The organism is Citrobacter sp. Cu233 (assembly GCF_030332225.1).
Classification (GTDB): Bacteria; Pseudomonadota; Gammaproteobacteria; order Enterobacterales; family Enterobacteriaceae; genus Citrobacter.
This window is the reverse complement of sequence record NZ_JAOWIF010000033.1, coordinates 119,183-142,826: the sequence shown is the minus strand read 5'-3', so window position 1 is coordinate 142,826 and position 23,644 is coordinate 119,183. Positions and strand designations below refer to the sequence as shown.

Genomic DNA, 23,644 nt, shown 5'->3' with positions numbered 1-23,644 from the left:
AAACGAAAGCCAACGAAAAAACGGGGATTTATCCCCGTTTTTTATGTCTATGTAACAACAAATAAAGTGATAACGTTCGCATTTTAAGAGGTTTTTTTAAACATCTGTTTTTTTCGATTCAAACCCACAAAATGAAACTAACAACATGAAATTAAACGAAATAATGTCGCCATTGTTTTATGTTATATTTTCGTTTTGATAAAAGAGAAACCTACCGAAAGACGACCCTGTTTTAATGCGATAATCCCCTATTTTTTACCGCTTTGACTTTCTCCGATGTAAAACAGATTATTCATAGGCTCCTGTAATTTACCTCATAAGCATTCTGACCTGAATAAAGAGGGAAGTTATGTATACCCTGAATAAAAATAATGTCGCATTGGCCTGTCTTATTTCCTGTTTACTGGCAACTCCTGTCGTCGCGAGTGCTGAAGGCCAATCGGACGCAAAGCCTGTTAAATTACGTTACACGTTATGGGACCGTAATCAACTCCCTGGCGAACAACAGCTCGTTAATGAATTCGAAAAAAACAACCCTGGCATCAAAGTCGAAATTGAATTAACACCTTATGACCAATATTTTATCAAGCTAAGTTCAGCAGTCGGTGGAAATGTAGCACCGGATGTATTCTGGATGAATATGCCTAATTTCCAGCAATATGTTAAAAATGGCATGCTGGAACCACTGAGCAATTATCTGAAAGAGAAATCAGCGCCGAAACTGGATGATTTTGTTAAAAGCTCAGTCGATGCCTATCAATACCAGTCGCAGCAATATGCCATCCCAAGGGATATTGATGCAATTGCCGTCTGGTACAACAAAAAAATGTTCGATCAGGCTGGCGTGAGCTATCCCGATAAAAACTGGACATGGGACGATTTAAAACAAAAATCAGTGCAGTTGCGTAAAGGGTTGGATAAACAGTCTTATCCACTGGCAATGGAATTCAGCAGCGGGCAGGACAGTTACTTTAATCTGCTATTACAGGCTGGCGATAAGATTGTCCTGCCTGAGGGCAAAACGGATGTTGCCAATGACAAAGCCATCGCCGTCTATCGAGATGTTCAAGGCATGCTGAACGCGGGACTAATCCAACCGCCAGGCGAGATGGAAGCCTCGGATGTCTTCCAGTCCAACCGAGTGGCCATGGTCTATGCAGGCTCATGGTGGGCATTACCCTTCTCTCAAAATGAGCTGATTAAGGATCACATCGGCGTGGTACCAATGCCTAAAATGGCAGAGCAGGCAGGTGTATCCCATAGCCTGGCATTTGCCATGTCAGCAAAAAGTCAGCATAAAGATGCGGCGTGGAAGTTCATTGAGTTCATGAGTTCTGAGCATGCGCAGCAGACGCTGGCTACGGGAAAAGTCGTGATCCCCGCTAACCAAAAAGTAGCCAAAGAGTGGGCTGAAGGCTTTAAGGGTATTGATGTATCAGCCTATATCGATTCATTGGCTTTCTCACATAAATATCCAACCGCAGGCTCCAATACCGCCAAGTGGAATAGCATCCTGAATGATGGCTTGAAAAAAGTCTGGACGGGTACTGACCCAGAAAAAGTCATGCCTGGTGTTGCAAAACGCGTTGAACGAGAGATGCAGAAATAATCCTGAGGGAGCCATGCTCCCTCTCGCTTTCGCCCACGCAATATATTTTGGTTGCACAGTGAGCATCCCGGAGTCTGTATGAGCTATTCAGATGAAGCTGCATCCCCACAATTACCAGCCAGGGAAGTGCACAAAAAACCCCTGACCAAGCTGGAAAAAGAAGAACGCTTCTGGGGATGGATAATGATTATGCCGTTACTGGCGGGGTTAATTGTTTTTTACTTTACTCCATTCTTCCAGAACGTTTTTTATAGTTTCACCGATCTGGGCGAGTTTCAGATCTGGACGACGATCAGCTTAGATAACTATATTAATTTATTCAGCGATGATGAGTTTCGTTCAGCAATATATAACACCCTGGCCTATGTTTTTATTTGCGTACCGATAATCACCGTTTTGTCATTACTGCTCGCAATTGGCCTGAATCAGGCGATTCGCGGTCAGTGGTTGTTTCGCACACTGTTATTTCTACCCGCTGTCACTATGCCTGCGGCCATTGCTATGGTCTGGCAGTGGTTGATGAATCGAAACTTCGGCTTAATTAATCAGATCCTGGCTTTTTTCGATCTTCCGGCCATCGGTTGGTTATCCGATCCCGATGTCGTCCGCCTGAGCGCCTCGTTGGTTATCATCTGGTCGGCTATTGCGCTGAAGATGATCATTCTGCTCGCTGGATTGCAGGGGATCCCCAAACAAATTTATGAAGCGATGTCGCTGGATGGCATCAGCAAATTGCGTGGATTCTGGTCTATTACCTTACCGCTAATGATCCCAACGCTGTTTTTCGTACTGGTGATCTCTTTTATCGAAACGCTGCAAATTTTCGATGTGGTTTATCTGCTGTTTGGCAGTTCATCCATGGTGGACGATCAGACGATGACCATCGCCTATCTCTTCTATAAATACGCCTTTATCTACCATGAAAAAGGGTATGCCTCAGCAATCGCCGTGGTGATTTTCGTTATCACGATGGTCCTGACGCTGCTGCAAATATGGATTGGTAAACGACTTAAAGCACAGTGAGGCACCACGATGTTCATGACAAAACGTGAAAAATGGCTAATTTACGGCCTGATGATCCTCGCGACGCTGGTAACGGTGGTTCCGTTTATCTGGATGATCATCACCTCTTTTAAAACCCAGGCAGAAAGCATCGCCTTTCCGCCGATCCTGCTACCCGCCAGCCCAGGGTTTCAGGCTTACGGTAAAATCTTGCATGAAATGCCTTTTGGCAGCTTTTACTTTAACTCGATCGTCTCCACGCTGGTCATCGTCATTTTGCAGACGCTGATTGCGGCAATGGCAGCGTACGGTTTCTCCCGACTGCGTTTCAAAGGACGAGATGTCCTGTTTATGCTGTGTATTTCAATTCTGATGGTGCCCGGTCAGATCTTTTTAATCCCACAGTTTTTAACCGTTGAAAAAATCGGTTTGCTGAACTCAATTCCTGGACTGGTGCTACCGGGCTTATTCAGCATATATAGCGCCTTTTTATTACGTCAGTTTTTTCTGTCAGTACCTAAAGAACTGGAAGAGGCAGCCATTATGGATGGGTATAACCATTTGACTATTTTCTTCAAAATTATGCTGCCATTAATTAAACCGGGACTGATTGCCTGCGTCATTATTAACGGACTGTGGAGCTGGAATAATTTAATGTGGCCGCTGATCGTCAACACCTCCATGGATAAAATGACATTACCAGTAGGATTAGCCTCACTTTCTGGCCGCTCAGGCGTGGAATATCCGATGTTAATGGCGGGCGCATTGCTGGCGATTATCCCGATGTTGTTACTTTATATCTTCTTCCAGCGCTATTTTATTCGCGGCATCGCTGGTGCCGGAATTAAAGGATAAGGGGCAGTGTTATGTCAGGTATTCAATTACAGGCAGTAAGCAAAGTCTATCCCAATGGCTTTCAGGCGATCCATGGCGTTGATCTTGAAATCCACGACGGCGAATTCATGGTGTTTGTCGGGCCATCAGGCTGCGCCAAATCAACGCTGTTACGCATGATTGCAGGTCTGGAAGATATCACTCATGGCCATATCGCAATCGGAGAGAAGTGCGTCAACGACCTGCTACCAAAGGAGCGAGGCGTTGCCATGGTCTTCCAGAATTATGCCCTCTATCCCCACATGACGATTTATAAAAATATGGCATTCAGTCTGTTAGGGAAAATGAGCAAAGAAGAGATTGATATCCGCGTCCGGGAAGCTGCACACAAGCTGGAAATCGAAACATTGCTCGACAAAAAGCCCGGTCAGCTTTCAGGCGGTCAATGCCAGCGCGTAGCCGTTGGCAGGGCCATCGTGCGTAAGCCAGACGTTTTTTTGTTTGATGAGCCGCTGTCCAACCTGGATGCAAAACTGCGTGTTTCAATGCGCGTGCGGCTGACAGAACTGCATCGACAACTACGTCACGAAGGCGTGAGCGCAACCATGGTGTACGTCACGCACGATCAGATTGAAGCAATGACGATGGGAGACAGGATTTGCGTTCTAAATGGCGGTCGTATTATGCAGGTGGATACCCCAGGGAATATTTACCATCACCCCAGGAATAAATTTGTTGCTGGTTTTATTGGTAATCCGGCAATGAATATTATGCTGCTTGATATTGCCCCCAGCACTCGTGGCCTGCGCCTGGCTGATAATTTAATCCTGCCATTAAATACGCGCTTGAGTAACCTACTGGAGCAATATCCGCACTCCAGCGTCTGGTTTGGCATCCGCTCAGAGGCCATTCAGCTAGCCTCGCGGCATGATGCCTCTGCGTTCGATGCGCACATTACCAACGTAGAAAGGATGGGCAACGAAGACCTTCTGCATTTTGATATTGGTGAGCAACATATGATCTTACGTATTAACTCCTCACCCGACTGGACCCCACTTCCCGGTGAATCTATCAAAGTGAAATTTAATCTGGAAGCCGCCTTTTTGTTTGATAAAAAACATGAAGAAAATTTGGCCTGACCGTTATTCAGGCTAAGTAAAAAATGAGAGGTTTATATGTGTGCGAATAAAGTGACCGTATTAGTGGTAGGGGCTGGTGCGCGCGGAGAAATATATTCTCGCTATGCGCTTGAACATCCAGACAGAATGCAGGTGGTAGGCGTTGCCGAGCCCAGAGAGGCATACCGTCAGCAGTTTGTCGCACAGCATAAGATTGACCCAAATAACGTATTTTGCGACTGGCAAGAAGCTGCGGCCCAACCCAAAATGGCCGATGTGGTACTTATTTGCACGCAGGATAATATGCACAAAGATCCTGCCGTGGCGTTTGCCAATCTCGGCTATCACATTCTGCTGGAAAAACCGCTCGCCCCTACGCCAGAAGATTGCCGGATCATTATTGATGCGGTCAAACGCAACAACGTATTACTGGCCGTCGCGCACGTCCTGCGTTACACCCGCTATACGCAAAAACTGAAATCACTGCTTGATGATGGCGTAATTGGCGATATTGTCAGCATGCAGCATCTCGAACCCGTAGGTTACTGGCATCAGGCGCACTCGTTTGTACGTGGTAACTGGCGCAATGAAGCAGAATCGTCATTTATGTTGTTACAGAAATCCTGTCATGATTTGGACTGGATCCGCTACATCATGAGCGACAACTGCCAGGACGTAGGATCATTTGGTAGCCTGAGTCACTTTGTGAAAGAGAATCAGCCTGCTGGTGCCGCCGACCGCTGCCTTGATTGTCAGGTTGAATCAACCTGTCCCTGGTCTGCCTGCAAAATTTATCTGGGTGAAAACCACAAGTGCACTCCACACTTCCGTCGGGTGCTGACTGCAGATCCTAGCGAAGAGAATGTTCGCCAGGCGCTGCGCGATGGGCCTTATGGTCGTTGCGTTTATCGTTGTGATAATGATGTGGTGGATCATCAGGTTGTTAACTTACGTTTTGCCCACCAACAGACAGTGACCTTTACCATGACCGCGTTTACCAAAATGGAAGATCGAAAAACGCGCCTGTTTGGCACCAGAGGTTATCTGGAAGGTGATGGCGAGCAAATCCGGGTGTTTGATTTCCTGACAGACAAAGAAACAGTGCATCAGATCGAGGAGATCGCCGCTGGCACACAAACCCAGATGGGGGGGCATGGTGGTGGCGATTACTACCTGATGGATCGCTTTATCCACGCAGTGATGGCCAACGATCAAAATATGATCCTTTCTGGCCCGGATGAATCACTGGAAAGTCACTTAATGGTCTTTGCCGCAGAGCGCGCTCGCAAGGAAAACTGTCTGGTTACGCTGTGAAGCCGGAGGAGATGAGGCATGTTTTACGGTGTTGATATTGGTGGAACCAAAACTGAAATTGTCGCTTTTGATAAGGAAATGCAGGTTTGCTGGCGTAAGCGCGTCGCCACGCCAGTGCAGGATTATGAACTCTTTCTTTCGACCTTTACTTCACTTATTGATACCGCCGACTGGGCGACTGGAACGCAAGGAAAAATTGGCATCGGCATGCCCGGTCTTATGGACAGACATACCGGAAAATTACTGTCATCTAACGTGCCTTGCCTCACAGGACGCCAGGTGATGAACGATCTGGCCCACCGCCTCAATCGTTCGGTTGAACTGGACAATGACTGCTGCTGTTTTGCACTCTCGGAAGCCCATACCCAGCAGGCTCGCCAGTTCTCCCGAATTTTTGGTGCCATTATTGGCACCGGCATGGGTGGAGGGTTAGTCATTGACGGTCAGTTGTATCGGGGTCGCAACCGAATGGCCAGTGAGTTCGGCCATTTACCGCTTCCGGCAACGTTTATGCGTCGTTATCACTTGCCGGAGCTGAAGTGCGGCTGTGGCTTACAAGGGTGTCTGGAACGCTATCAATCCGGCCCTGGTTTACTGTGGCTCCACAAACACTTCAGTGGAGAACAACTCAAAATGGAGACCCTGCTGGAGCATTATCGTCATGGCAATGCCAGCGCCGTTACTACCATAGAAGCATGGATTGATATGTTGGGTTGTACGCTGGCGCAATTGCAGTTGATTCTGGATGTCGATGCTTTTGTTCTCGGCGGTGGAGTTTCCAACATCGAGGAAATTTATACGTTGCTGCCGCAGGCCATGTCACGTTATTTGTTCCCGGGATTAGAGCCTGCCCGCGTATTTCCGGCCATCCATGGTGCATCCAGCGGGGTTCGCGGTGCCGCATTGCTGCTGGTTGAACAGGGTACGCTGACCCACTAAAATACTGCTGGCGAGGTAACCTCGCCAGCAGTTTCAGTTATTCATCCGCAATCACCACATCCACCCCAAGCTGGATTAACGTCCGGTGATAATTATCTGGGATACCGCTGTCGGTAATCACCCGGTCAATCCCGCTGATTTCGCTAATCATACAGAAACTTTTGCGGCCAAACTTGCTGGAGTCAGCGACTACCGTGACCTCCTGCGCAACCTCACACATTACCTGATTCAGATGTGCTTCTCCCGGATGTGGCGTGGTAATCCCCGCTTCCAGGCAGAATCCATCAACGCCCAAAAAAAGCTTATCAAACCGGTATTGTCTAAGCTGGTGTTCTGCTGAAGGGCCATACAATGAATAGACGCTTTGCCTGACGTTCCCTCCCAGGATCATGACGTCTACGCGCTCAAAATTCGCCAGCTCCCACGCAATGTTGAGCGCATTGGTCATCACCACCAGATCGCGGCGATTCTTTAACATTGGAGGAATGAGCGTGGTGGTCGAACCGGAATCGAGGATTAACGTGTCACCATCTTTCACAAAGCTGGCTGCTTTTTCGGCAATACGCGTTTTCACATCGCGATTCAGCCGGTCCTTATCCTGCAAAGGCCGGTCAAGGGCGAAGTGCTGATTGAGAACCGCCCCGCCGTAGGAGCGCATGACGCATCCTTTCTGCTCCAGATAACGTAAGTCGTTGCGGATCGTGACCGATGACACACCAAAATGGACGCTCAGTGGCTCGACACGAACGCTACCCTGATCGCACAGCAGATCAATTATTTGCTCGCGACGTCTTAAGTTATCCAGCATTTCTATTGCTCCATCAAATATTCATGTTGTTTTGTTTTAGCGCTTTAGCACTTTCGTTTTCTTTTGAATATATTACATCAGAAGCAATAAGGTGAATTTGTGCGCACAGACTCAGCGTTTAATTTAACCAAAACTGACTATTTTCTTTCGCTTTAGCAAACCGAAACGAAGAAAACCGAAAAAATGAAAAGACTCAAAACGGGTAAGATGCGAGAAAGAGACGGGAAGCATGCAAAAAAACGAAAGCGAGCAACTAAAAAAGCTCGCTTATGGTTTGTTTTTGTTTAATTGAATGGGATCACATTTTTGAATTTTAGAGCGGGACTACTCAACAATGATCACTTCAACACCGCTGCGGCGTAGTTCCTGCAAGCTCTCCTCTGGGATACCTTCATCAACAATGATGGTATGGATCCTCTGGGTATCAATGATCTTATGCAGGCTGGAGCGGTTAAACTTCGTCGAGTCGGTAACAACAATAATACGTTCAGCCACTTCACACATCCGACGGTTGAGACGCGCCTCATCTTCGTTGTGCGTGCTAACACCACGCTCTAAATCAATAGCATCAACGCCAAGAAACAGCATGTCGAAGTGATAATTTTGTAGCGACTGCTCAGCCTGATCGCCATAAAACGATTGTGACTGACGACGCAAATGACCGCCGGTCATCAGCAGCTCAACCCCTTCGGCTTCCAGTAGCGCATTGGCGACATTCATACCGTTGGTCATAGCAATGACATTAGTATGCTGGCGCATCAGGCGGGCAATTTCATAGGTCGTGGTACCGGAGTCAAGGATCACGCGGTGTCCCGGTTGAATCAGCTCTGCGGCGGCTCTGGCAATACTGCGTTTTACTGCCGTATTAAGTGAACTCTTATCTTCAACAGAAGGCTCCACAACAGGCGCATTGCTTTCGCAAATCAGCGCTCCGCCATAGGCACGTACCGCAATCCCCTGCTTTTCCAGAAAAGCGAGGTCGTTGCGAATAGTGACCGTGGAGACGCCAAAAAATAAGGAGAGATCGTTAACCTGAACGCTTCCCTGCTGCCGTAACCGCTGGATGATCTGCTCACGTCTTTCGCTGGTGCCAATAACGCGCTTGTCTGCAGAGGACTCGGTGTTACTCATAAGAAATCCTTTAGTTGAACCTTTCGTTTTATTTCGTTTTATCTATTAACGCCTTTCTTTTACGCGAATGCAAGCCCCGCAAGCAGGGAAGAGCCGGACGAACTTACGCTGAAACCTTTCATTGTGTTTCTTTTGTGAAACAGATCGGAAAACCATTATCTTTCGTTTTATTTTTATAACACCATGATGCAGTATTAAATGAAACAAAACGAAAGATTGATGTCGCAGTAATCTGACCTGGAGAGGAAAGTGAAACATCTAACTAAAATGGTCGAGCAGCATAAACGGGGGAAGGCAAACGGGATTTATGCCGTTTGTTCCGCGCATCCAATCGTACTGGAAGCCGCAATACGCTACGCCCATGCAAACCATACACCGCTGTTGATCGAAGCAACCTCTAATCAGGTTGATCAGTTTGGCGGCTATACAGGTATGACGCCAGCCGATTTTCGCAGTTTTGTCTGCCGATTAGCCGACTCGCTTGATTTTTCTCAGGATATGCTGATTCTCGGCGGAGACCATCTCGGGCCAAACCGTTGGCAAAATCTGCCTGCGGAACAGGCAATGGCCAATGCTGACGATCTGATCAAGAGCTATGTCGCCGCAGGATTTAAAAAAATCCACCTCGATTGCAGCATGTCTTGTGCCAACGACCCGGTTCCACTGACGGATGAAATCGTCGCTGAGCGCGCCGCACGCCTGGCCAAAGTCGCCGAAGAAACCTGTATGGCACATTTTGGCGAGTCTGACCTGGTCTATGTGATTGGCACAGAAGTTCCGGTTCCTGGTGGCGCACACGAAGCGTTAACCGAACTGGCGGTAACAACGCCAGATGCCGCACGTGCAACGCTGCAGGCCCACTATCACGCCTTTGAAAAGCGCGGGCTGGAAGGTATATGGGCACGTATTATCGCCCTGGTCGTGCAACCTGGCGTTGAATTCGACCACACGCACATCATTGATTATCAACCGCAGAAAGCCGTGGCACTCAGTAAAATGGTGGAAGACTACGACACACTGGTTTTTGAAGCGCATTCTACGGATTACCAAACGCCACAGTCCTTGCGCCAACTGGTAATAGACCACTTCGCTATTCTGAAAGTAGGACCCGCGCTTACCTTCGCCCTGCGCGAAGCGCTGTTTTCGTTAGCTGCCATTGAAGAAGAATTGCTGCCTGCAAAAGCCAGCTCGGGCCTGCGACATGTGCTGGAAAGCGTAATGCTTGATAGACCAGAGTACTGGCAGAGCCATTATCACGGTGATGGCAACGCACGCCGTCTGGCCCGTGGATACAGCTACTCTGATCGGGTTCGTTACTACTGGCCGGACAGCCAGATTGATGAAGCATTTGAACGTCTGGTACGTAACCTGGCGGACGACCCCATTCCACTACCGCTGATTAGCCAGTATTTACCCTTGCAGTACGTAAAAGTGCGCGAGGGAGATCTCTGCGCCACGCCGCGAGAACTCATCATTAACCATATTCAGGACATACTGCAGCAATATCACTGCGCCTGCCTGGGTGCTCCAGATCGTAACGCATAACAAAAAAGAGAAAAATACCATGCCAAACATTGTATTAAGTCGCATTGATGAACGTCTGATCCACGGTCAGGTTGGTGTGCAATGGGTCGGGTTTGCGGGGGCAAACCTGGTGCTGGTCGCTAATGATGAGGTGGCTGAAGATCCAGTGCAGCAAAACCTGATGGAAATGGTACTGGCAGAAGGGATCGCCGTACGCTTCTGGTCACTACAAAAAGTGATCGACAATATTCACCGTGCCGCTGATCGCCAGAAAATTCTGCTGGTCTGCAAATCGCCTGCGGATTTTTTCCGTCTGGTCGAAGGCGGTGTTCCTGTTAACCGTATCAACGTTGGCAATATGCACTACGCCAACGGCAAGCAACAAATCGCCAAAACGGTTTCTGTAGACGCTGCTGATATTACGGCGTTCAACGGGCTCAAAGCCGCTGGAGTGGAATGCTTCGTTCAGGGCGTTCCAACAGAACCCACCCAGGACCTCTATAAACTTCTCTGAGGGATTCACAATGGAAATCAGTCTGTTGCAGGCTTTTGCGTTGGGTATTCTCGCCTTTATTGCAGGCCTGGATATGTTCAACGGGTTAACGCACATGCACCGCCCGGTTGTTCTCGGGCCGCTGGTCGGCCTGATTCTGGGCGATCTGCATACCGGTATTTTAACAGGTGGTACTCTGGAACTGGTGTGGATGGGTCTTGCCCCACTAGCGGGAGCTCAACCGCCAAACGTGATTATCGGCACTATCGTGGGAACCACGTTTGCCATAACGACCGGAGTGAAACCTGAAGTTGCCGTAGGTGTGGCGGTACCGTTCGCCGTAGCAGTACAGATGGGGATTACTTTCCTGTTCTCTGTGATGTCCGGGGTGATGGCTCGCTGCGATCGCATGGCAGCGAATGCCGATACCGCCGGGATTGAGCGGGTCAACTATCTGGCGTTGCTCGCGTTGGGGACCTTCTACTTTTTATGCGCGTTCCTGCCGATTTACTTTGGCGCGGAACATGCCAAAACCGCGATAGATGTTCTGCCAACGCGTCTGATTGACGGACTGGGTGTGGCAGGCGGCATCATGCCAGCTATCGGCTTCGCCGTACTGCTGAAAATCATGATGAAAAACGTCTATATCCCCTACTTCATCCTGGGTTTTGTAGCCGCAGCCTGGCTCAAACTCCCTGTGCTGGCGATCGCCGCCGCAGCACTGGCAATGGCGCTGATCGATTTTCTGCGTAAATCACCTGAACCTACAGCTCCCGCAGCACAAAAAGAGGAATTCGAAGATGGCATCTAATCAAACGGCTCTGCCGAACGTTTCCGAAACCGAAGAAACGCTGCTGTCCGGCACCAATGAAAACGTCTACGAAGACCAGAATATCGGTGCCGAGCTGACGAAAAAAGATATCAACCGTGTTGCCTGGCGTTCAATGCTGTTGCAGGCCTCTTTTAACTACGAACGTATGCAGGCATCAGGATGGCTGTACGGCCTGTTACCTGCTCTGAAAAAGATCCATACCAATAAGCGCGATTTGGCGCGTTCGATGAAAGGCCATATGGGCTTCTTCAACACACACCCGTTCCTGGTCACGTTTGTTATCGGGATTATCCTGGCGATGGAACGTTCCAAGCAGGATGTGAACAGTATTCAAAGCACCAAGATTGCCGTGGGTGCGCCGCTTGGCGGCATCGGCGATGCCATGTTCTGGTTAACGTTACTGCCTATTTGCGGCGGTATCGGGGCCAGTCTGGCGCTGCAAGGCTCTATTCTTGGCGCAGTTGTCTTTATTGTTATGTTCAACGTGGTTCATCTTGGTCTGCGCTTTGGGCTGGCACACTATGCTTATCGAATGGGCGTTGCTGCCATTCCGCTGATTAAAGCTAACACCAAAAAGGTTGGACATGCGGCATCCATCGTTGGGATGACGGTGATCGGTGCGCTGGTAGCGACCTATGTTCGCCTGAGCACTACGCTGGAAATCACTGCTGGCGATGCGGTAGTGAAACTGCAAACAGATGTGATAGACAAGCTGATGCCTGCTTTTTTACCGCTGGTCTACACATTAACCATGTTCTGGCTGGTCCGCCGTGGCTGGAGTCCTCTGCGCCTTATCGCCATTACCGTGGTGCTCGGCGTCGTAGGTAAGTTCTGTCATTTCCTGTAAATATAAGGGGTTGTAGATGTTAGGTATTATTTTGACGGGTCATGGCGGGTTTGCCAGCGGAATGGAAAAAGCGATGAAACAGATTCTGGGTGAGCAGACTCAGTTCATTGCCATCGACTTTCCGGAAACCTCAACCACTGCCTTGCTCACCTCACAACTTGAACAGGCGGTGGATGAACTGGATGCGCAGCAAGACATCGTGTTTCTGACTGATTTGTTGGGCGGGACACCATTTCGCGTCGCTTCCACACTAGCCATGCAAAGGCAAGGTACTGAAGTGATCACCGGTACCAATCTACAACTGCTACTGGAGATGGTGCTGGAGCGCGACGACCTGAGCAGCGAAGCGTTTCGTTTGCAGGCGCTGGAGTGCGGGCACCGGGGTTTAACCAGCCTGGTGGACGAGCTGGGACGCTGCCGTGAGGAAAAGCCCGTTGAGGAAGGGATATGACACTGCTACTGCGCGCCAGACGTCTACTGACCGAACAGGGCTGGCTGGACGATCATCAATTGCATATTGAAGACGGTATCATTGCGGCAATAGAGCCAATTCCTTCCGGCGTTATGGTCCGCGATGCTGAACTGCTCTGTCCGGCATACATTGATACCCACGTACACGGGGGCGCGGGTGCCGATGTGATGGATGAAGCACCGGATACGCTCGACAAACTGGCGATGCACAAAGCGCGTGAAGGGGTAGCCAACTGGCTACCCACTACCGTCACCGCTCCACTACCGGATATTCACAAGGCGCTTGAGCGTATCGCCCATCGCTACCACTCCGGAGGGCCCGGCGCACAGGTGCTGGGCAGTTATCTTGAAGGCCCGTACTTTACGCCGCAGAACAAAGGGGCGCACCCGCCTGAGCTTTTCAGGGAACTGGAACTCAGTGAACTGGATGAACTGATTGCGATTTCCCAGCAAACATTGCGCGTCGTTGCGCTGGCACCAGAAAAAACCGGTGCATTGCAGGCCATCGAACATCTGAAGCAGCGCAACGTACGGGTGATGCTGGGCCACAGCACAGCTACCTGGGAACAAACCCGCACGGCCTTTGACGCCGGCGCTGACGGACTGGTTCACTGCTATAACGGTATGACCGGCTTACATCATCGGGAGCCAGGAATGGTTGGCGCAGGGTTAACCGACCCTTGCGCCTGGCTGGAACTTATCGCTGACGGACACCATGTCCACCCGGCGGCCATGAAGCTCTGCTGCTGTTGCGCCAAAGACAGACTGGTGCTGATCACCGATGCCATGCAGGCTGCAGGAATGCCAGACGGACGCTATACGCTCTGCGGTGAGGAGGTGGAAATGCACAGTGGTATTGTGCGTACCGCCTCCGGTGGCCTGGCTGGTAGCACGCTCTCGGTTGACGCAGCCGTACGTAATATGGTCGAGCTCACCGGGATAACGGCAGAAGAGGCAATTCATATGGCCTCTCTCCACCCCGCTCGTCTGTTGGGTATCGATCGCCAACTGGGATCGTTAGCAGTGGGAAAACGTGCAGACGCGATCGCGCTCAATAGCGGGCTACATTTACAACAGATCTGGATTCAGGGTCAGGCTCTCCCCCTTTGACCTTTCATTTTGTCTCGTGTTGGCCTGCGGTCTTCGATCGCAAGGCCTTTCTTTTCCTTTCGCTTGAGTAAATACCTAACCATCCTACAACAAGCCTACTTCTTATAGATCAATAAGATAGTCACACCTTTCGTTCTCACGATCACAAATTTCGTTTTATTTCACTTTGGGACATTGCTCTTTCGATTTCTTTCCTATAGATTTTAATCAATCGACAAGATGAACAAGTGAAACGAAACGAAAGATAGCGACATTCTCGCCAGCGTCTTATGTGGAATTTACAAGACTAAGGACTTAAGTTATGCCAGAAACCTATACCCCTGTTACCGCGGTAACGGGCACCTGGACCGAAGAAGAGATCCGTCAACAACCTGCCAGTTGGATCCGTTCCCTTACGAATATCGACAACATTCGATCTGCCATTGACAGCTTTCTCGCACCATTACTGCGCAAAAACGATCTGCGGATCATACTGACCGGGGCTGGAACATCAGCATTCATTGGCGACATCATCGCCCCTTGGCTGGCAAGCTATACCGGTAAAAACATCAGCGCTGTGCCGACCACCGATCTGGTCACCAATCCGATGGATTACCTGAATCCCGCACATCCGCTGCTGCTCATTTCTTTCGCTCGCTCAGGTAACAGCCCTGAAAGCGTTGCAGCAGTGGAACTGGCTAATCAGTTTGTGCCTGAGTGTTATCACCTGCCGATCACCTGCAACGAAGCAGGTAGCCTCTATCAAAACGCAGTTGCAAGCGACAATGCCTTTGCTCTGTTAATGCCCGCAGAGACACATGACCGTGGCTTCGCCATGACCAGCAGCATTACCACCATGATGGCCAGCTGCCTGGCAGTATTTGCCCCGGAGAAAATCAACAGCCAGACCTTCCGTGACGTGGCCGAACGGTGCCAGGCGATTCTGACTTCGCTGGGCGATTTCAGCGACGGTGTATTTGGCAATGAACCCTGGAAACGGATCGTTTACCTCGGTAGCGGTGGATTACAGGGAGCAGCGCGGGAATCAGCACTGAAAGTCCTGGAGCTGACTGCAGGCAAACTGGCCGCATTCTATGACTCCCCGACAGGCTTTCGTCACGGTCCAAAGTCGCTGGTTGATAACGAAACGCTGGTAGTGGTCTTTGTTTCCAGCCATCCGTATACACGTCAATACGATCTCGATCTGCTGGCAGAGTTACGCCGCGATCGGCAGGCATTGCGGGTTGTCGCGATTGCCGCACAAACTCATGAGGTGATTGAAGCAGGCCCACATATTCTGCTGCCACCAGCACGCTCTTTCATCGATATGGAATTGGCGTTCTGCTTCCTAATCTACGCCCAGGTTTTTGCTTTGACGCAATCCATCAATATCGGCAATACACCGGATACGCCTTCAGCCAGCGGCACTGTGAACCGCGTTGTACAGGGCGTTGTTATTCATCCCTGGAACGCCTAAAAGGATCGTTTTATGAGCATTATTTCCACGAAATACCTCCTGCTGGATGCCCAAAAAAAGGGCTATGCCGTACCCGCCTTTAACATTCATAACGCCGAGACGATCCAGGCGATCCTTGAAGTGTGCTATGAAATGCAATCGCCGGTGATCCTGGCTGGAACGCCGGGTACCTTTAAGCATATCGCACTGGAAGAGATCTACGCGCTGTGCAGCGCTTATTCCACCAGCTACGGTATACCGCTGGCGCTGCACCTCGATCACCATGAGTCGCTGGACGACATTCGTCGTAAAGTGAATGCAGGAGTGCGCAGCGCAATGATTGACGGCAGCCACTTTCCGTTTGAAGAAAACGTGAAGCTGGTGAAATCCGTTGTGAATTTTTGCCATGCCAAAGATTGCAGCGTGGAAGCTGAGCTGGGTCGCCTCGGTGGCGTAGAAGATGATATGAGTGTGGATGCAGAAAGCGCCTTCCTCACCGATCCACAAGAAGCTAAACGGTTTGTTGAGCTTACTGGCGTAGATAGCCTTGCTGTTGCCATCGGCACAGCACACGGTTTGTACACCAAGACACCCAAAATCGATTTCCAGCGGCTGGGTGAAATTCGTGAGGTAGTCGACGTTCCGCTGGTGCTGCATGGCGCAAGTGATGTCCCTGACGAATACGTCCGCCGCACGATCGAGCTTGGCGTTTGCAAAGTTAACGTCGCGACCGAACTGAAAATCGCTTTTGCCGATGCGGTCAAAGCGTGGTTTGCGGAGAATCCGCAGGGCAACGATCCTCGCTATTACATGCGGGTCGGTATGGATGCGATGAAAGAAGTGGTGCGTAGCAAAATCACTGTATGCGGGTCAGCAAACCGCTTATTAGTCAGTGAAACTGCCGCTCAGTCTTAAGCACTGTGTTAGCTAATGGCCATACCCTTGTCGGTTTGGCCATCAACAATCTGGCTTACTCTCCCTGCTGGTCCAGCGCATACTTATACAGCGCATTCTTCTTCACGCCGTGGATTTCTGCGGCCAGCGCGGCGGCCTTTTTCAGCGGCAATTCTGCCTGCAATAAGGCTAGCGTACGCAGCGCATCAGCCGGAAGGTCGTCTTCTTGCGCTTTATGCCCTTCGACAATCAGCACCATTTCACCTTTACGGCGATTTTCGTCTTCTTTGACCCACGCCAGCAACTCACCCACCGGCGCACCATGAATGGTTTCCCAGGTTTTGGTCAGTTCACGCGCCAGCACGACATAACGGGATTCGCCCCAGACCGCTACCATATCTTCCAGGCTGTCCAGCAAGCGGTGAGTGGATTCATAAAAAATAAGCGTACGTGGTTCAGCCTCAATGGCTTTCATCGCATCACGACGCCCTTTAGATTTGGCTGGCAGGAACCCCTCATAGCAGAAACGATCTGATGGCAGACCTGCAGCACTCAACGCGGCAATCGCCGCACAAGGGCCAGGCAGAGGTACCACGCGGATCCCCGCTTCGCGACAGGTGCGCACCAGATGGTAGCCGGGATCGTTAATCAACGGTGTTCCGGCATCGGAAACCAGCGCAATGTTTTGCCCTTCTTTGAGCTTTGCCACCAGCGTTTCGGCCTTTTGCTGCTCGTTGTGGTCATGCAGGGCGAACAATCGCGCGTTAATCGCGAAGTGTTGTAACAATAGCCCTGTATGACGAGTATCTTCAGCGGCAATCAAATCAACGGCTTGTAAAACTTCGAGCGCTCGTTGGGTAATATCAGCCAAATTTCCGATAGGAGTAGGTACAATAAAGAGTTGGCCTTGAGAATTATCCGCCGATTCGTGTTGTTTCATTGTGTCGTCCGTATTGCCGATTTAATATTGAGCATTGCGTAAAAAATATCACTGGATACAGTATGGTACCCTCAACATTTTCTCGTTTGAAAGCTGCACGCGCGCTGCCTGTCATTCTGGCAGCATTGATTTTCGCAGGCTGTGGCACCCAGGCGCCAGACCAGAGTGCTGCCCATATGCAGGGCACAGCACAGGCTGATTCCGGCTTTTATCTGCAGCAAATGCAGCAAAGCTCAGATGATAGCAAGACCAACTGGCAATTACTCGCCATTCGTGCACTGCTGAAAGAAGGCAAGAGCCAGCAGGCGGTCGAGTTGTTCAACCAGTTGCCGCAGCAACTGAACGATACCCAGCGTCCTGAACAGTCACTACTGGCCGTCGAAATCAAACTTGCGCAGAAAGATATCGCTGGCGCACAGGCGCTACTGGGTCAGTTAAAACCAGCCGATTTCTCGCAAAACCAGCAAGCACGTTACTGGCAGGCGCAAATTGATGCCAGCCAGGGACGGCCTTCCCTCTCTCTGCTACGTGCGTTAATTGCCCAGGAACCTCTGCTCGCCGCAAAAGACAAGCAGAAGAATATCGATGCCACCTGGCAGGCCCTGTCGTCAATGACGCCAGAACAAGCGCAGACGCTGGTCATCAACGCTGATGAAAACGTTCTACAAGGCTGGCTGGATCTCCAGCGCGTCTGGTTCGATAACCGTAACGATCCAAACATGATGAAAGCGGGTATTGCCGACTGGCAAAAACGTTACCCACAAAATCCTGGGGCGAAACTGTTGCCTACGCAGCTCGTCAACGTTCAGAGCTTTAAGCCCGCCTCCACCAGCAAGATAGCACTGCTATTGCCTCTGAATGGCCAGGCCGCTGTTTTTGGGCGAACCATTCAGCAGGGCTTTGAAGCGGCAAAAAATATGGGTACTCAACCGGTCGCTGCACCTGTTGCCGCCGTACCTGCAGCTAACACTGATGCAGGTGTAACAACGGCACAACCACAGACGACTGACGGCGTCGCCAGTCCCGCTCAGGCTTCTGTCAGCGATCTGACCAACGATACGCCAGTACAGCCAGCGGCCGCAGTGCCTCAGACTGCGCCAGTTCAACCGGCAACGACAGCCAGCGCGCCGGCGAATCCGTCCGCAGAGCTGAAAATTTACGACACGTCATCACAGCCGCTGAATCAGATCCTGGCTCAGGTGCAGCAGGATGGCGCCAGCATTGTTGTCGGCCCGCTGTTGAAGAACAATGTCGAAGAGCTGATGAAAAGCAATACACCGCTCAACGTACTGGCGCTAAACCAGCCAGAGTCGGTGAAGAATCTGGCGAATGTGTGCTACTTCGCACTATCACCAGAAGATGAAGCGCGCGATGCCGCACGTCATATTCACGCCCAGGGCAAACAGGCTCCGCTGCTGCTGATCCCACGCAGCAGTCTGGGCGATCGTGTCGCCAATGCCTTTGCTCAGGAATGGCAAAAACTGGGTGGCGGCACGGTGCTGCAGCAGAAGTTCGGGTCGACCGCTGAGCTTAAAATGGGCGTCAACGGTGGTTCGGGGATTTCTCTGACGGGTAGCCCGGTGGCGTCCTCTGTGCCTGCGCAACCTGGCGTGACGATTGGCGGTCTGACGATACCGGCAGCGCCTACCGATGCCCAAATCACTGGCGGCAGCGGTCGTGTTGATGCTGTGTATATTCTGGCGACGCCGGAAGAAATTGCGTTTATTAAACCGATGATCGCCATGCGTAACGGCAGCCAGAGCGGTGCGACGCTGTACGCCAGCTCCCGCAGCGCGCAGGGTACCGCTGGTCCTGATTTCCGTCTGGAGATGGAAGGCCTGCAGTACAGCGAAATTCCAATGCTGGCTGGCGGCAACGAGCCGCTCATGCAGCAAGCGCTTAGTGCAGTACGCAATGACTACTCGCTTGCGCGCATGTATGCAATGGGTGTTGATGCCTGGTCACTCGCGAATCATTTCTCGCAAATGCGTCAGGTGCAGGGCTTCGAAATTAACGGCAACACCGGCGCATTGACAGCAACTCAGGATTGCGTGATTAACAGGAAGTTATCATGGCTCAAATACCAGCAAGGACAGGTCGTCCCCGCCAGTTAACGAGCAAACAGACCGGTGATTCGTGGGAAACAACTGCGCGTCACTGGCTGGAAAGCAAAGGACTGCGTTTTCTCGCCGCCAACGTACGTGAACGTGGCGGCGAAATCGACCTGATAATGCATGAAGGCAGGACCACCGTCTTTGTCGAGGTCCGCTACCGGCGGTCCGCCCAATTTGGCGGCGCGGCGGCGAGTGTGACCCGCAGCAAACAACACAAATTATTACAGACCGCCCGCTTGTGGCTTGCGCGCCACAATGGGAGTTTTGATACTGTGGATTGCCGGTTCGATGTGTTAGCCTTCACCGGAAATGATGTTGAGTGGTTTAAGAACGCGTTCAACGACCGCTCATATAGTTGAATCAGAACCTGCCCATCAGGCAAATAAAATAACCTGACGTGCCTGGTACTTAAGGATTAGCGTGTTAGACAGAATCAAAGTCTGCTTTACAGAAAGCATTCAAACTCAGATAGCTGCGGCTGAAGCACTCCCGGATGCGATCTCCCGTGCAGCCATGACGCTGGTTCAGTCCCTGCTCAATGGCAACAAAATTCTCTGTTGTGGTAATGGGACATCCGCTGCCAACGCACAGCATTTTGCTGCCAGCATGATCAACCGTTTTGAAACAGAGCGACCCAGTTTACCTGCGATTGCACTAAATACTGATAATGTGGTCTTAACTGCGATTGCCAACGATCGCCTGCACGACGAAGTTTATGCAAAACAAGTCCGTGCGCTGGGACATGCAGGTGATGTTCTGTTGGCAATTTCTACGCGTGGTAATAGCCGCGATATCGTAAAAGCCGTTGAAGCAGCCGTTACGCGCGACATGACGATCGTTGCGTTGACCGGTTATGACGGAGGGGAACTGGCCGGATTGTTGGGGCCACAGGACGTTGAAATCCGCATCCCTTCACACCACAGCGCCCGCGTTCAGGAAATGCATATGCTGACGGTCAATTGCCTTTGCGATCTCATTGATAACACGCTTTTCCCTCACCAGGATGATTAAGGAGTACACATGAAGGCATTTTCGCCGCTCGCCGTCGTTCTCTCAGCGTTGCTGTTGCAAGGCTGTGTAGCTGCCGCCGTTGTCGGAACAGCAGCTGTCGGGACGAAAGCAGCAACGGATCCTCGCAGTGTCGGCACCCAGGTAGATGATGGGACCCTGGAATTACGCGTCAATACGGCGTTGTCGAAAGATGCCCAGATCAAGAAAGAAGCGCGCATCAACGTGAGTGCATATCAGGGTAAAGTCCTGCTGGTCGGCCAGTCGCCGAATAGCGAACTCTCTGCACGAGCAAAACAAATTGCAATGGGTGTGGAGGGCACAACGGAAGTCTTTAATGAGATCCGTCAGGGCCAACCTATCGGCCTGGGCGATGCATCCAACGATACCTGGATCACCACCAAAGTGCGCTCCCAGTTGCTGACCAGCGATCAGGTTAAATCGTCAAACGTTAAAGTCACCACCGAGAATGGAGAAGTCTTCCTGCTGGGTCTGGTGACTGAACGCGAAGCGAAGGCGGCAGCGGATATCGCCAGCCGGGTAAGCGGCGTGAAACGCGTCACTACCGCCTTTACGTTCATCAAGTAGCTTATTAATAGCCCGGTTGATTAGCCGGGCTATTTCGCCCTCTCCCGAAGCGCTGAGGACGTGAGGATTGAAACGCCTTCATGATCCGGCGACATCGCTTCCGCCAGCATTGCCCGCGCGACATCACGCGCCTCAATGGACTTCCAGTTTCCCGGTAGTAGCTTGAATAACGGCGCAAAAAGCCTTTCGTTTGTTCGCTGTTGTTCCCTGTCACCCAGCAACATCGAAGGCCGGACAATCGTTAACCGGGGCCATTTCTGAGCGATCAGCGCCTGCTCCATTTCCCCTTTCACCCGATTATAAAAAAACGGCGAATGTGCATTGGCGCCCATCGAACTCACCACCAGCATATGCTGGGCACCAAGCCGGCGGCCCGTCAGAGCGGTGTCCACCACCAGCGTATAATCCGCATGAATAAACGCCTCTTTGCTACCCGCTTCACGTCGGGTCGTGCCCAGGCAGCAAAAAACAATATCGACCGGGTCAGTAACTTGCGCCAGCGCATCGCTTAACTGTGGATCGTGAGGATTATAGACCCCGACCGTATCTGCCAATGGTCGTCGTGTCGGTGCGGTGATAGCATGGATTCGGGGTTCATTCAGCAACATCCGCAGCAAATTTCCGCCCACCAGCCCAGTGGCACCTGTTATTAACACCTGGCTCATTACTTTTCCGTCCCCCCGCATCCTCAATCGATCTTCTAACTATAGATCACGCAGCCAGAGCATTTTCTTGCCAAAACCCAGCGTATTGTCAGTGAACTTGATTTCATCCAGCCGAATCTCCCACACGGGCGCTGACAGCATCCTGGCGACAGGGAAACGATGGTTATACGCTTTACGCGCAGCGTCGCTCTCTTCTCCCTCCAGGCGGCGGATTTCCCCTTTGAACTGAACGCCGCGAATCAGCGCGACCGTTTTAGGCTGACCGTTTACCGTTCCGGCAACGGACGCACGCGGGCCAGACATCTGTGCATGGCGGGTCTTCTCTTCGGTGAGCACATAGAACGCAACCTTTTGCGCATCAAACAGATAAAACGCATTGGCGCACCACAATTCACCGTCATGGTGTACACACCAGGTCACGACGTGCTGCTTTGCCAGCCAACGCGTCACCGCAGTCAGTGTTTCCATTTCTGTTCTCTTTTATACTGTAGGACTGAAAATTATCATGTCGATGGTAACAATGACACCCTGGTATCTGTATCTGATCCGTACCGCAGACAATGCCCTGTACACCGGAATAACCACCGATGTACAACGCCGCTATCAGCAGCATCAGAGCGGAAAAGGTGCGAAAGCGCTACGCGGGAAGGGAGAGCTCACTCTGGCATTTGCGGCACAAGTCGGCGATCGCTCGCTGGCCCTGCGCATAGAGTATCGGGTCAAGCAGCTTACAAAACGCCAGAAAGAGCGCCTTGTGGAAGGTGAAGGGTTTGAGACTCTACTGAGGAGCCTGCAAACCCCCGACACTTAAAAGCGGTTGAAATGGTCGTGATATTCCACCAGGCCAGATACGCCCTCCAGCGCATCTTCCGCCAGGCGATGCACCTGGAAGGCACTTTCTGTACCCGGCCAGCGGCAACGCAGGTCGTGATGAGCCGCCAGTTCGAAGCCCAGGCGACTGTACAATGCCGGATCGCCCAGGGTGACCACCGCGGCGTAGCCAAACTCGTTAAGAGAATCCAGCCCTTCATAAACCAGCTGACGCGCCAGGCCTTGCCCACGGTAATTTTCATCTACCGCTAACGGTGCCATACCGACCCACTGCAGATCTTCACCCTGCACATCAACAGGGCTGAATGCGACGTAGCCCACTACCTGACCTTCATCATCGGTAGCAACCAGACCCAGCGTTAAGAAACCGTCTTCGCGCAGGTCGTGCACTAACTTCGCTTCCGCATCGCTTTCAAATGAACGACGCAGCAGCGCATCAATACCTGGGGCATCAATGGGAATTTCAACTCGAATCAGCATGCTTCACCTACCGAGGTCTGTTTGGTTTCTGGCGACGTTTTCATACCCGCCTCAACAAAATCCGCCAACTGCAGCAGCATGACACGTAATGCTTTCGGCATCTGCTCCAGTTCGATGGCGTCCATCAGATTTTTAACATACAGCCCTAATTCTGTATCACCTTCGATCACCAGGCGACGCTGGAAGAAAAGCGTATCTGGATCCTGCTTACGTGCCGCGATCATCAGAAGATCGCTGGCATCGGCGCTAAAACTCACATCAGCATCTGCGCTCTCACTGACGATAAGCTTGCCGTTCTCTACTGAGGTATACCATCTGAGGCCAATATCGCGCACATGAATGCTCAGCCAGCGACCGTCGAGAAACTCCAGCTCCCCATCGGCCAGCGCCTGACTAAACTGCCAGCTCAGGACCTGCTCCAGAACCTGGCGCTTCAGCGCAAAGGGCGTCAGTTTAACCGGTACACTCATCAGAGAAGGACCTAAATGTACTAAGCGTGAACGCAGTTTATCCAACACGAGCTTTACTCCCTGTTTCAATAGTCCTGCTATTTTGCCATATCAAATAAACGACATAGCGGCATAAATCAACAATTCAATACGAAATTGTTACCTCTTTATTGGTGATACCAATACAACTTTAACTGCCTCAAATCAA

The 23,644-nt window shown here is 51.1% G+C and carries 26 protein-coding genes; 19 read left to right on the top strand and 7 right to left on the bottom strand.

The annotated features are described in order from the left end of the window. Positions 1-349 precede the first annotated feature (349 nt). The 6 genes from OGX95_RS10850 to OGX95_RS10825 all read left to right on the top strand — a co-directional run bounded on the left by OGX95_RS10850 (position 350) and on the right by OGX95_RS10825 (position 6,816). Positions 350-1,609 (top strand): ABC transporter substrate-binding protein, encoded by a 1,260-nt coding sequence (locus tag OGX95_RS10850; protein ID WP_042311206.1) that lies wholly within the window; start codon positions 350-352, stop codon positions 1,607-1,609. 78 nt (positions 1,610-1,687) lie between these two features. After that, complete coding sequence (locus OGX95_RS10845; protein WP_286629412.1) at positions 1,688-2,632, top strand: carbohydrate ABC transporter permease; 945 nt, start codon at positions 1,688-1,690, stop codon at positions 2,630-2,632. A 9-nt stretch (positions 2,633-2,641) separates the two neighbouring features. Next, entirely contained in the window at positions 2,642-3,466 is an 825-nt protein-coding gene (locus tag OGX95_RS10840) for a carbohydrate ABC transporter permease (RefSeq protein ID WP_286629411.1), read from the top strand. 11 nt (positions 3,467-3,477) lie between these two features. After that, the gene (locus tag OGX95_RS10835) at positions 3,478-4,584 is read left to right on the top strand and encodes an ABC transporter ATP-binding protein (RefSeq protein WP_286629410.1); all 1,107 of its coding nucleotides are present in this window, start codon (positions 3,478-3,480) and stop codon (positions 4,582-4,584) included. Positions 4,585-4,620: 36 nt separating this feature from the next. After that, complete coding sequence (locus OGX95_RS10830) at positions 4,621-5,877, top strand: Gfo/Idh/MocA family protein (protein ID WP_048236827.1); 1,257 nt, start codon at positions 4,621-4,623, stop codon at positions 5,875-5,877. An 18-nt stretch (positions 5,878-5,895) separates the two neighbouring features. After that, on the top strand, positions 5,896-6,816 hold the full coding sequence (locus OGX95_RS10825) for an ROK family protein (protein WP_008785896.1): 921 nt from the start codon (positions 5,896-5,898) through the stop codon (positions 6,814-6,816). A 37-nt stretch (positions 6,817-6,853) separates the two neighbouring features. Here the strand turns inward: OGX95_RS10825 and agaR are convergent, their stop codons facing one another. After that, positions 6,854-7,624 carry a transcriptional repressor AgaR gene (gene agaR / locus OGX95_RS10820; RefSeq protein WP_286629409.1) on the bottom strand — a complete coding sequence of 257 codons (771 nt, stop codon included), beginning with the start codon at positions 7,622-7,624 and terminating at the stop codon, positions 6,854-6,856. 324 nt (positions 7,625-7,948) lie between these two features. Then, the gene (locus OGX95_RS10815; RefSeq protein WP_003024922.1) at positions 7,949-8,755 is read right to left on the bottom strand and encodes a DeoR family transcriptional regulator; all 807 of its coding nucleotides are present in this window, start codon (positions 8,753-8,755) and stop codon (positions 7,949-7,951) included. Positions 8,756-9,004: 249 nt separating this feature from the next. Here OGX95_RS10815 and kbaZ point away from each other — a divergent pair, with 249 nt between their 5' ends. The 8 genes from kbaZ to kbaY all read left to right on the top strand — a co-directional run bounded on the left by kbaZ (position 9,005) and on the right by kbaY (position 16,382). Then, complete coding sequence (gene kbaZ, locus OGX95_RS10810) at positions 9,005-10,300, top strand: tagatose-bisphosphate aldolase subunit KbaZ (protein ID WP_286629408.1); 1,296 nt, start codon at positions 9,005-9,007, stop codon at positions 10,298-10,300. Positions 10,301-10,319: 19 nt separating this feature from the next. Continuing rightward, entirely contained in the window at positions 10,320-10,793 is a 474-nt protein-coding gene (agaV, locus tag OGX95_RS10805) for a PTS N-acetylgalactosamine transporter subunit IIB (RefSeq protein ID WP_286629407.1), read from the top strand. Positions 10,794-10,803: 10 nt separating this feature from the next. Further along, positions 10,804-11,583 carry a PTS N-acetylgalactosamine transporter subunit IIC gene (gene agaW / locus OGX95_RS10800; protein ID WP_003839998.1) on the top strand — a complete coding sequence of 260 codons (780 nt, stop codon included), beginning with the start codon at positions 10,804-10,806 and terminating at the stop codon, positions 11,581-11,583. Beyond that, complete coding sequence (gene agaE, locus OGX95_RS10795; protein WP_003024929.1) at positions 11,573-12,451, top strand: PTS N-acetylgalactosamine transporter subunit IID; 879 nt, start codon at positions 11,573-11,575, stop codon at positions 12,449-12,451. Before agaW ends, agaE begins: the two co-directional genes overlap by 11 nt. A gap of 16 nt (positions 12,452-12,467) precedes the next feature. Beyond that, positions 12,468-12,902 carry a PTS galactosamine/N-acetylgalactosamine transporter subunit IIA gene (gene agaF / locus OGX95_RS10790; RefSeq protein ID WP_286629406.1) on the top strand — a complete coding sequence of 145 codons (435 nt, stop codon included), beginning with the start codon at positions 12,468-12,470 and terminating at the stop codon, positions 12,900-12,902. Next, complete coding sequence (gene nagA, locus OGX95_RS10785; RefSeq protein WP_286629405.1) at positions 12,899-14,032, top strand: N-acetylglucosamine-6-phosphate deacetylase; 1,134 nt, start codon at positions 12,899-12,901, stop codon at positions 14,030-14,032. The genes agaF and nagA overlap by 4 nt, the downstream gene beginning before the upstream one ends. A gap of 301 nt (positions 14,033-14,333) precedes the next feature. After that, positions 14,334-15,488 (top strand): AgaS family sugar isomerase, encoded by a 1,155-nt coding sequence (locus OGX95_RS10780; RefSeq protein WP_286629404.1) that lies wholly within the window; start codon positions 14,334-14,336, stop codon positions 15,486-15,488. A 12-nt stretch (positions 15,489-15,500) separates the two neighbouring features. After that, positions 15,501-16,382, top strand: coding sequence for a tagatose-bisphosphate aldolase subunit KbaY (gene kbaY, locus OGX95_RS10775; RefSeq protein WP_286629403.1), 882 nt, complete (start codon positions 15,501-15,503; stop codon positions 16,380-16,382). A gap of 55 nt (positions 16,383-16,437) precedes the next feature. Here kbaY and rsmI read toward each other — a convergent pair whose 3' ends face one another. After that, a complete protein-coding gene (rsmI, locus tag OGX95_RS10770) occupies positions 16,438-17,301 on the bottom strand; it encodes a 16S rRNA (cytidine(1402)-2'-O)-methyltransferase (protein ID WP_271454107.1) in 864 nt (287 codons plus the stop codon). 62 nt (positions 17,302-17,363) lie between these two features. Here rsmI and OGX95_RS10765 point away from each other — a divergent pair, with 62 nt between their 5' ends. The 4 genes from OGX95_RS10765 (at position 17,364) to dolP (ending at position 21,011) form a co-directional block, all read left to right on the top strand. Continuing rightward, complete coding sequence (locus OGX95_RS10765; protein WP_286629402.1) at positions 17,364-19,415, top strand: penicillin-binding protein activator; 2,052 nt, start codon at positions 17,364-17,366, stop codon at positions 19,413-19,415. Then, positions 19,373-19,774 (top strand): YraN family protein, encoded by a 402-nt coding sequence (locus OGX95_RS10760; protein ID WP_286629401.1) that lies wholly within the window; start codon positions 19,373-19,375, stop codon positions 19,772-19,774. The genes OGX95_RS10765 and OGX95_RS10760 overlap by 43 nt, the downstream gene beginning before the upstream one ends. Positions 19,775-19,835: 61 nt before the next feature. Next, complete coding sequence (gene diaA, locus OGX95_RS10755) at positions 19,836-20,426, top strand: DnaA initiator-associating protein DiaA (RefSeq protein WP_003024948.1); 591 nt, start codon at positions 19,836-19,838, stop codon at positions 20,424-20,426. Positions 20,427-20,435: 9 nt separating this feature from the next. After that, a complete protein-coding gene (gene dolP, locus OGX95_RS10750) occupies positions 20,436-21,011 on the top strand; it encodes a division/outer membrane stress-associated lipid-binding lipoprotein (RefSeq protein ID WP_048213381.1) in 576 nt (191 codons plus the stop codon). Between the two features lie 29 nt (positions 21,012-21,040). Here dolP and OGX95_RS10745 read toward each other — a convergent pair whose 3' ends face one another. Next, on the bottom strand, positions 21,041-21,676 hold the full coding sequence (locus OGX95_RS10745; protein WP_286629400.1) for an NAD(P)H-binding protein: 636 nt from the start codon (positions 21,674-21,676) through the stop codon (positions 21,041-21,043). Positions 21,677-21,715: 39 nt separating this feature from the next. Beyond that, on the bottom strand, positions 21,716-22,144 hold the full coding sequence (locus OGX95_RS10740) for a YhbP family protein (protein WP_286629399.1): 429 nt from the start codon (positions 22,142-22,144) through the stop codon (positions 21,716-21,718). Between the two features lie 37 nt (positions 22,145-22,181). Between OGX95_RS10740 and OGX95_RS10735 the strand changes: the two genes are divergently transcribed. Then, on the top strand, positions 22,182-22,487 hold the full coding sequence (locus OGX95_RS10735) for a GIY-YIG nuclease family protein (RefSeq protein ID WP_286629398.1): 306 nt from the start codon (positions 22,182-22,184) through the stop codon (positions 22,485-22,487). Here OGX95_RS10735 and OGX95_RS10730 read toward each other — a convergent pair. Next, positions 22,484-22,987, bottom strand: coding sequence for a GNAT family N-acetyltransferase (locus tag OGX95_RS10730; RefSeq protein ID WP_137382408.1), 504 nt, complete (start codon positions 22,985-22,987; stop codon positions 22,484-22,486). The genes OGX95_RS10735 and OGX95_RS10730 overlap by 4 nt on opposite strands. Next, positions 22,981-23,505 (bottom strand): ubiquinone anaerobic biosynthesis accessory factor UbiT, encoded by a 525-nt coding sequence (ubiT, locus tag OGX95_RS10725; RefSeq protein ID WP_137382409.1) that lies wholly within the window; start codon positions 23,503-23,505, stop codon positions 22,981-22,983. The genes OGX95_RS10730 and ubiT overlap by 7 nt, the downstream gene beginning before the upstream one ends. Between the last annotated feature and the right edge of the window lie 139 nt (positions 23,506-23,644).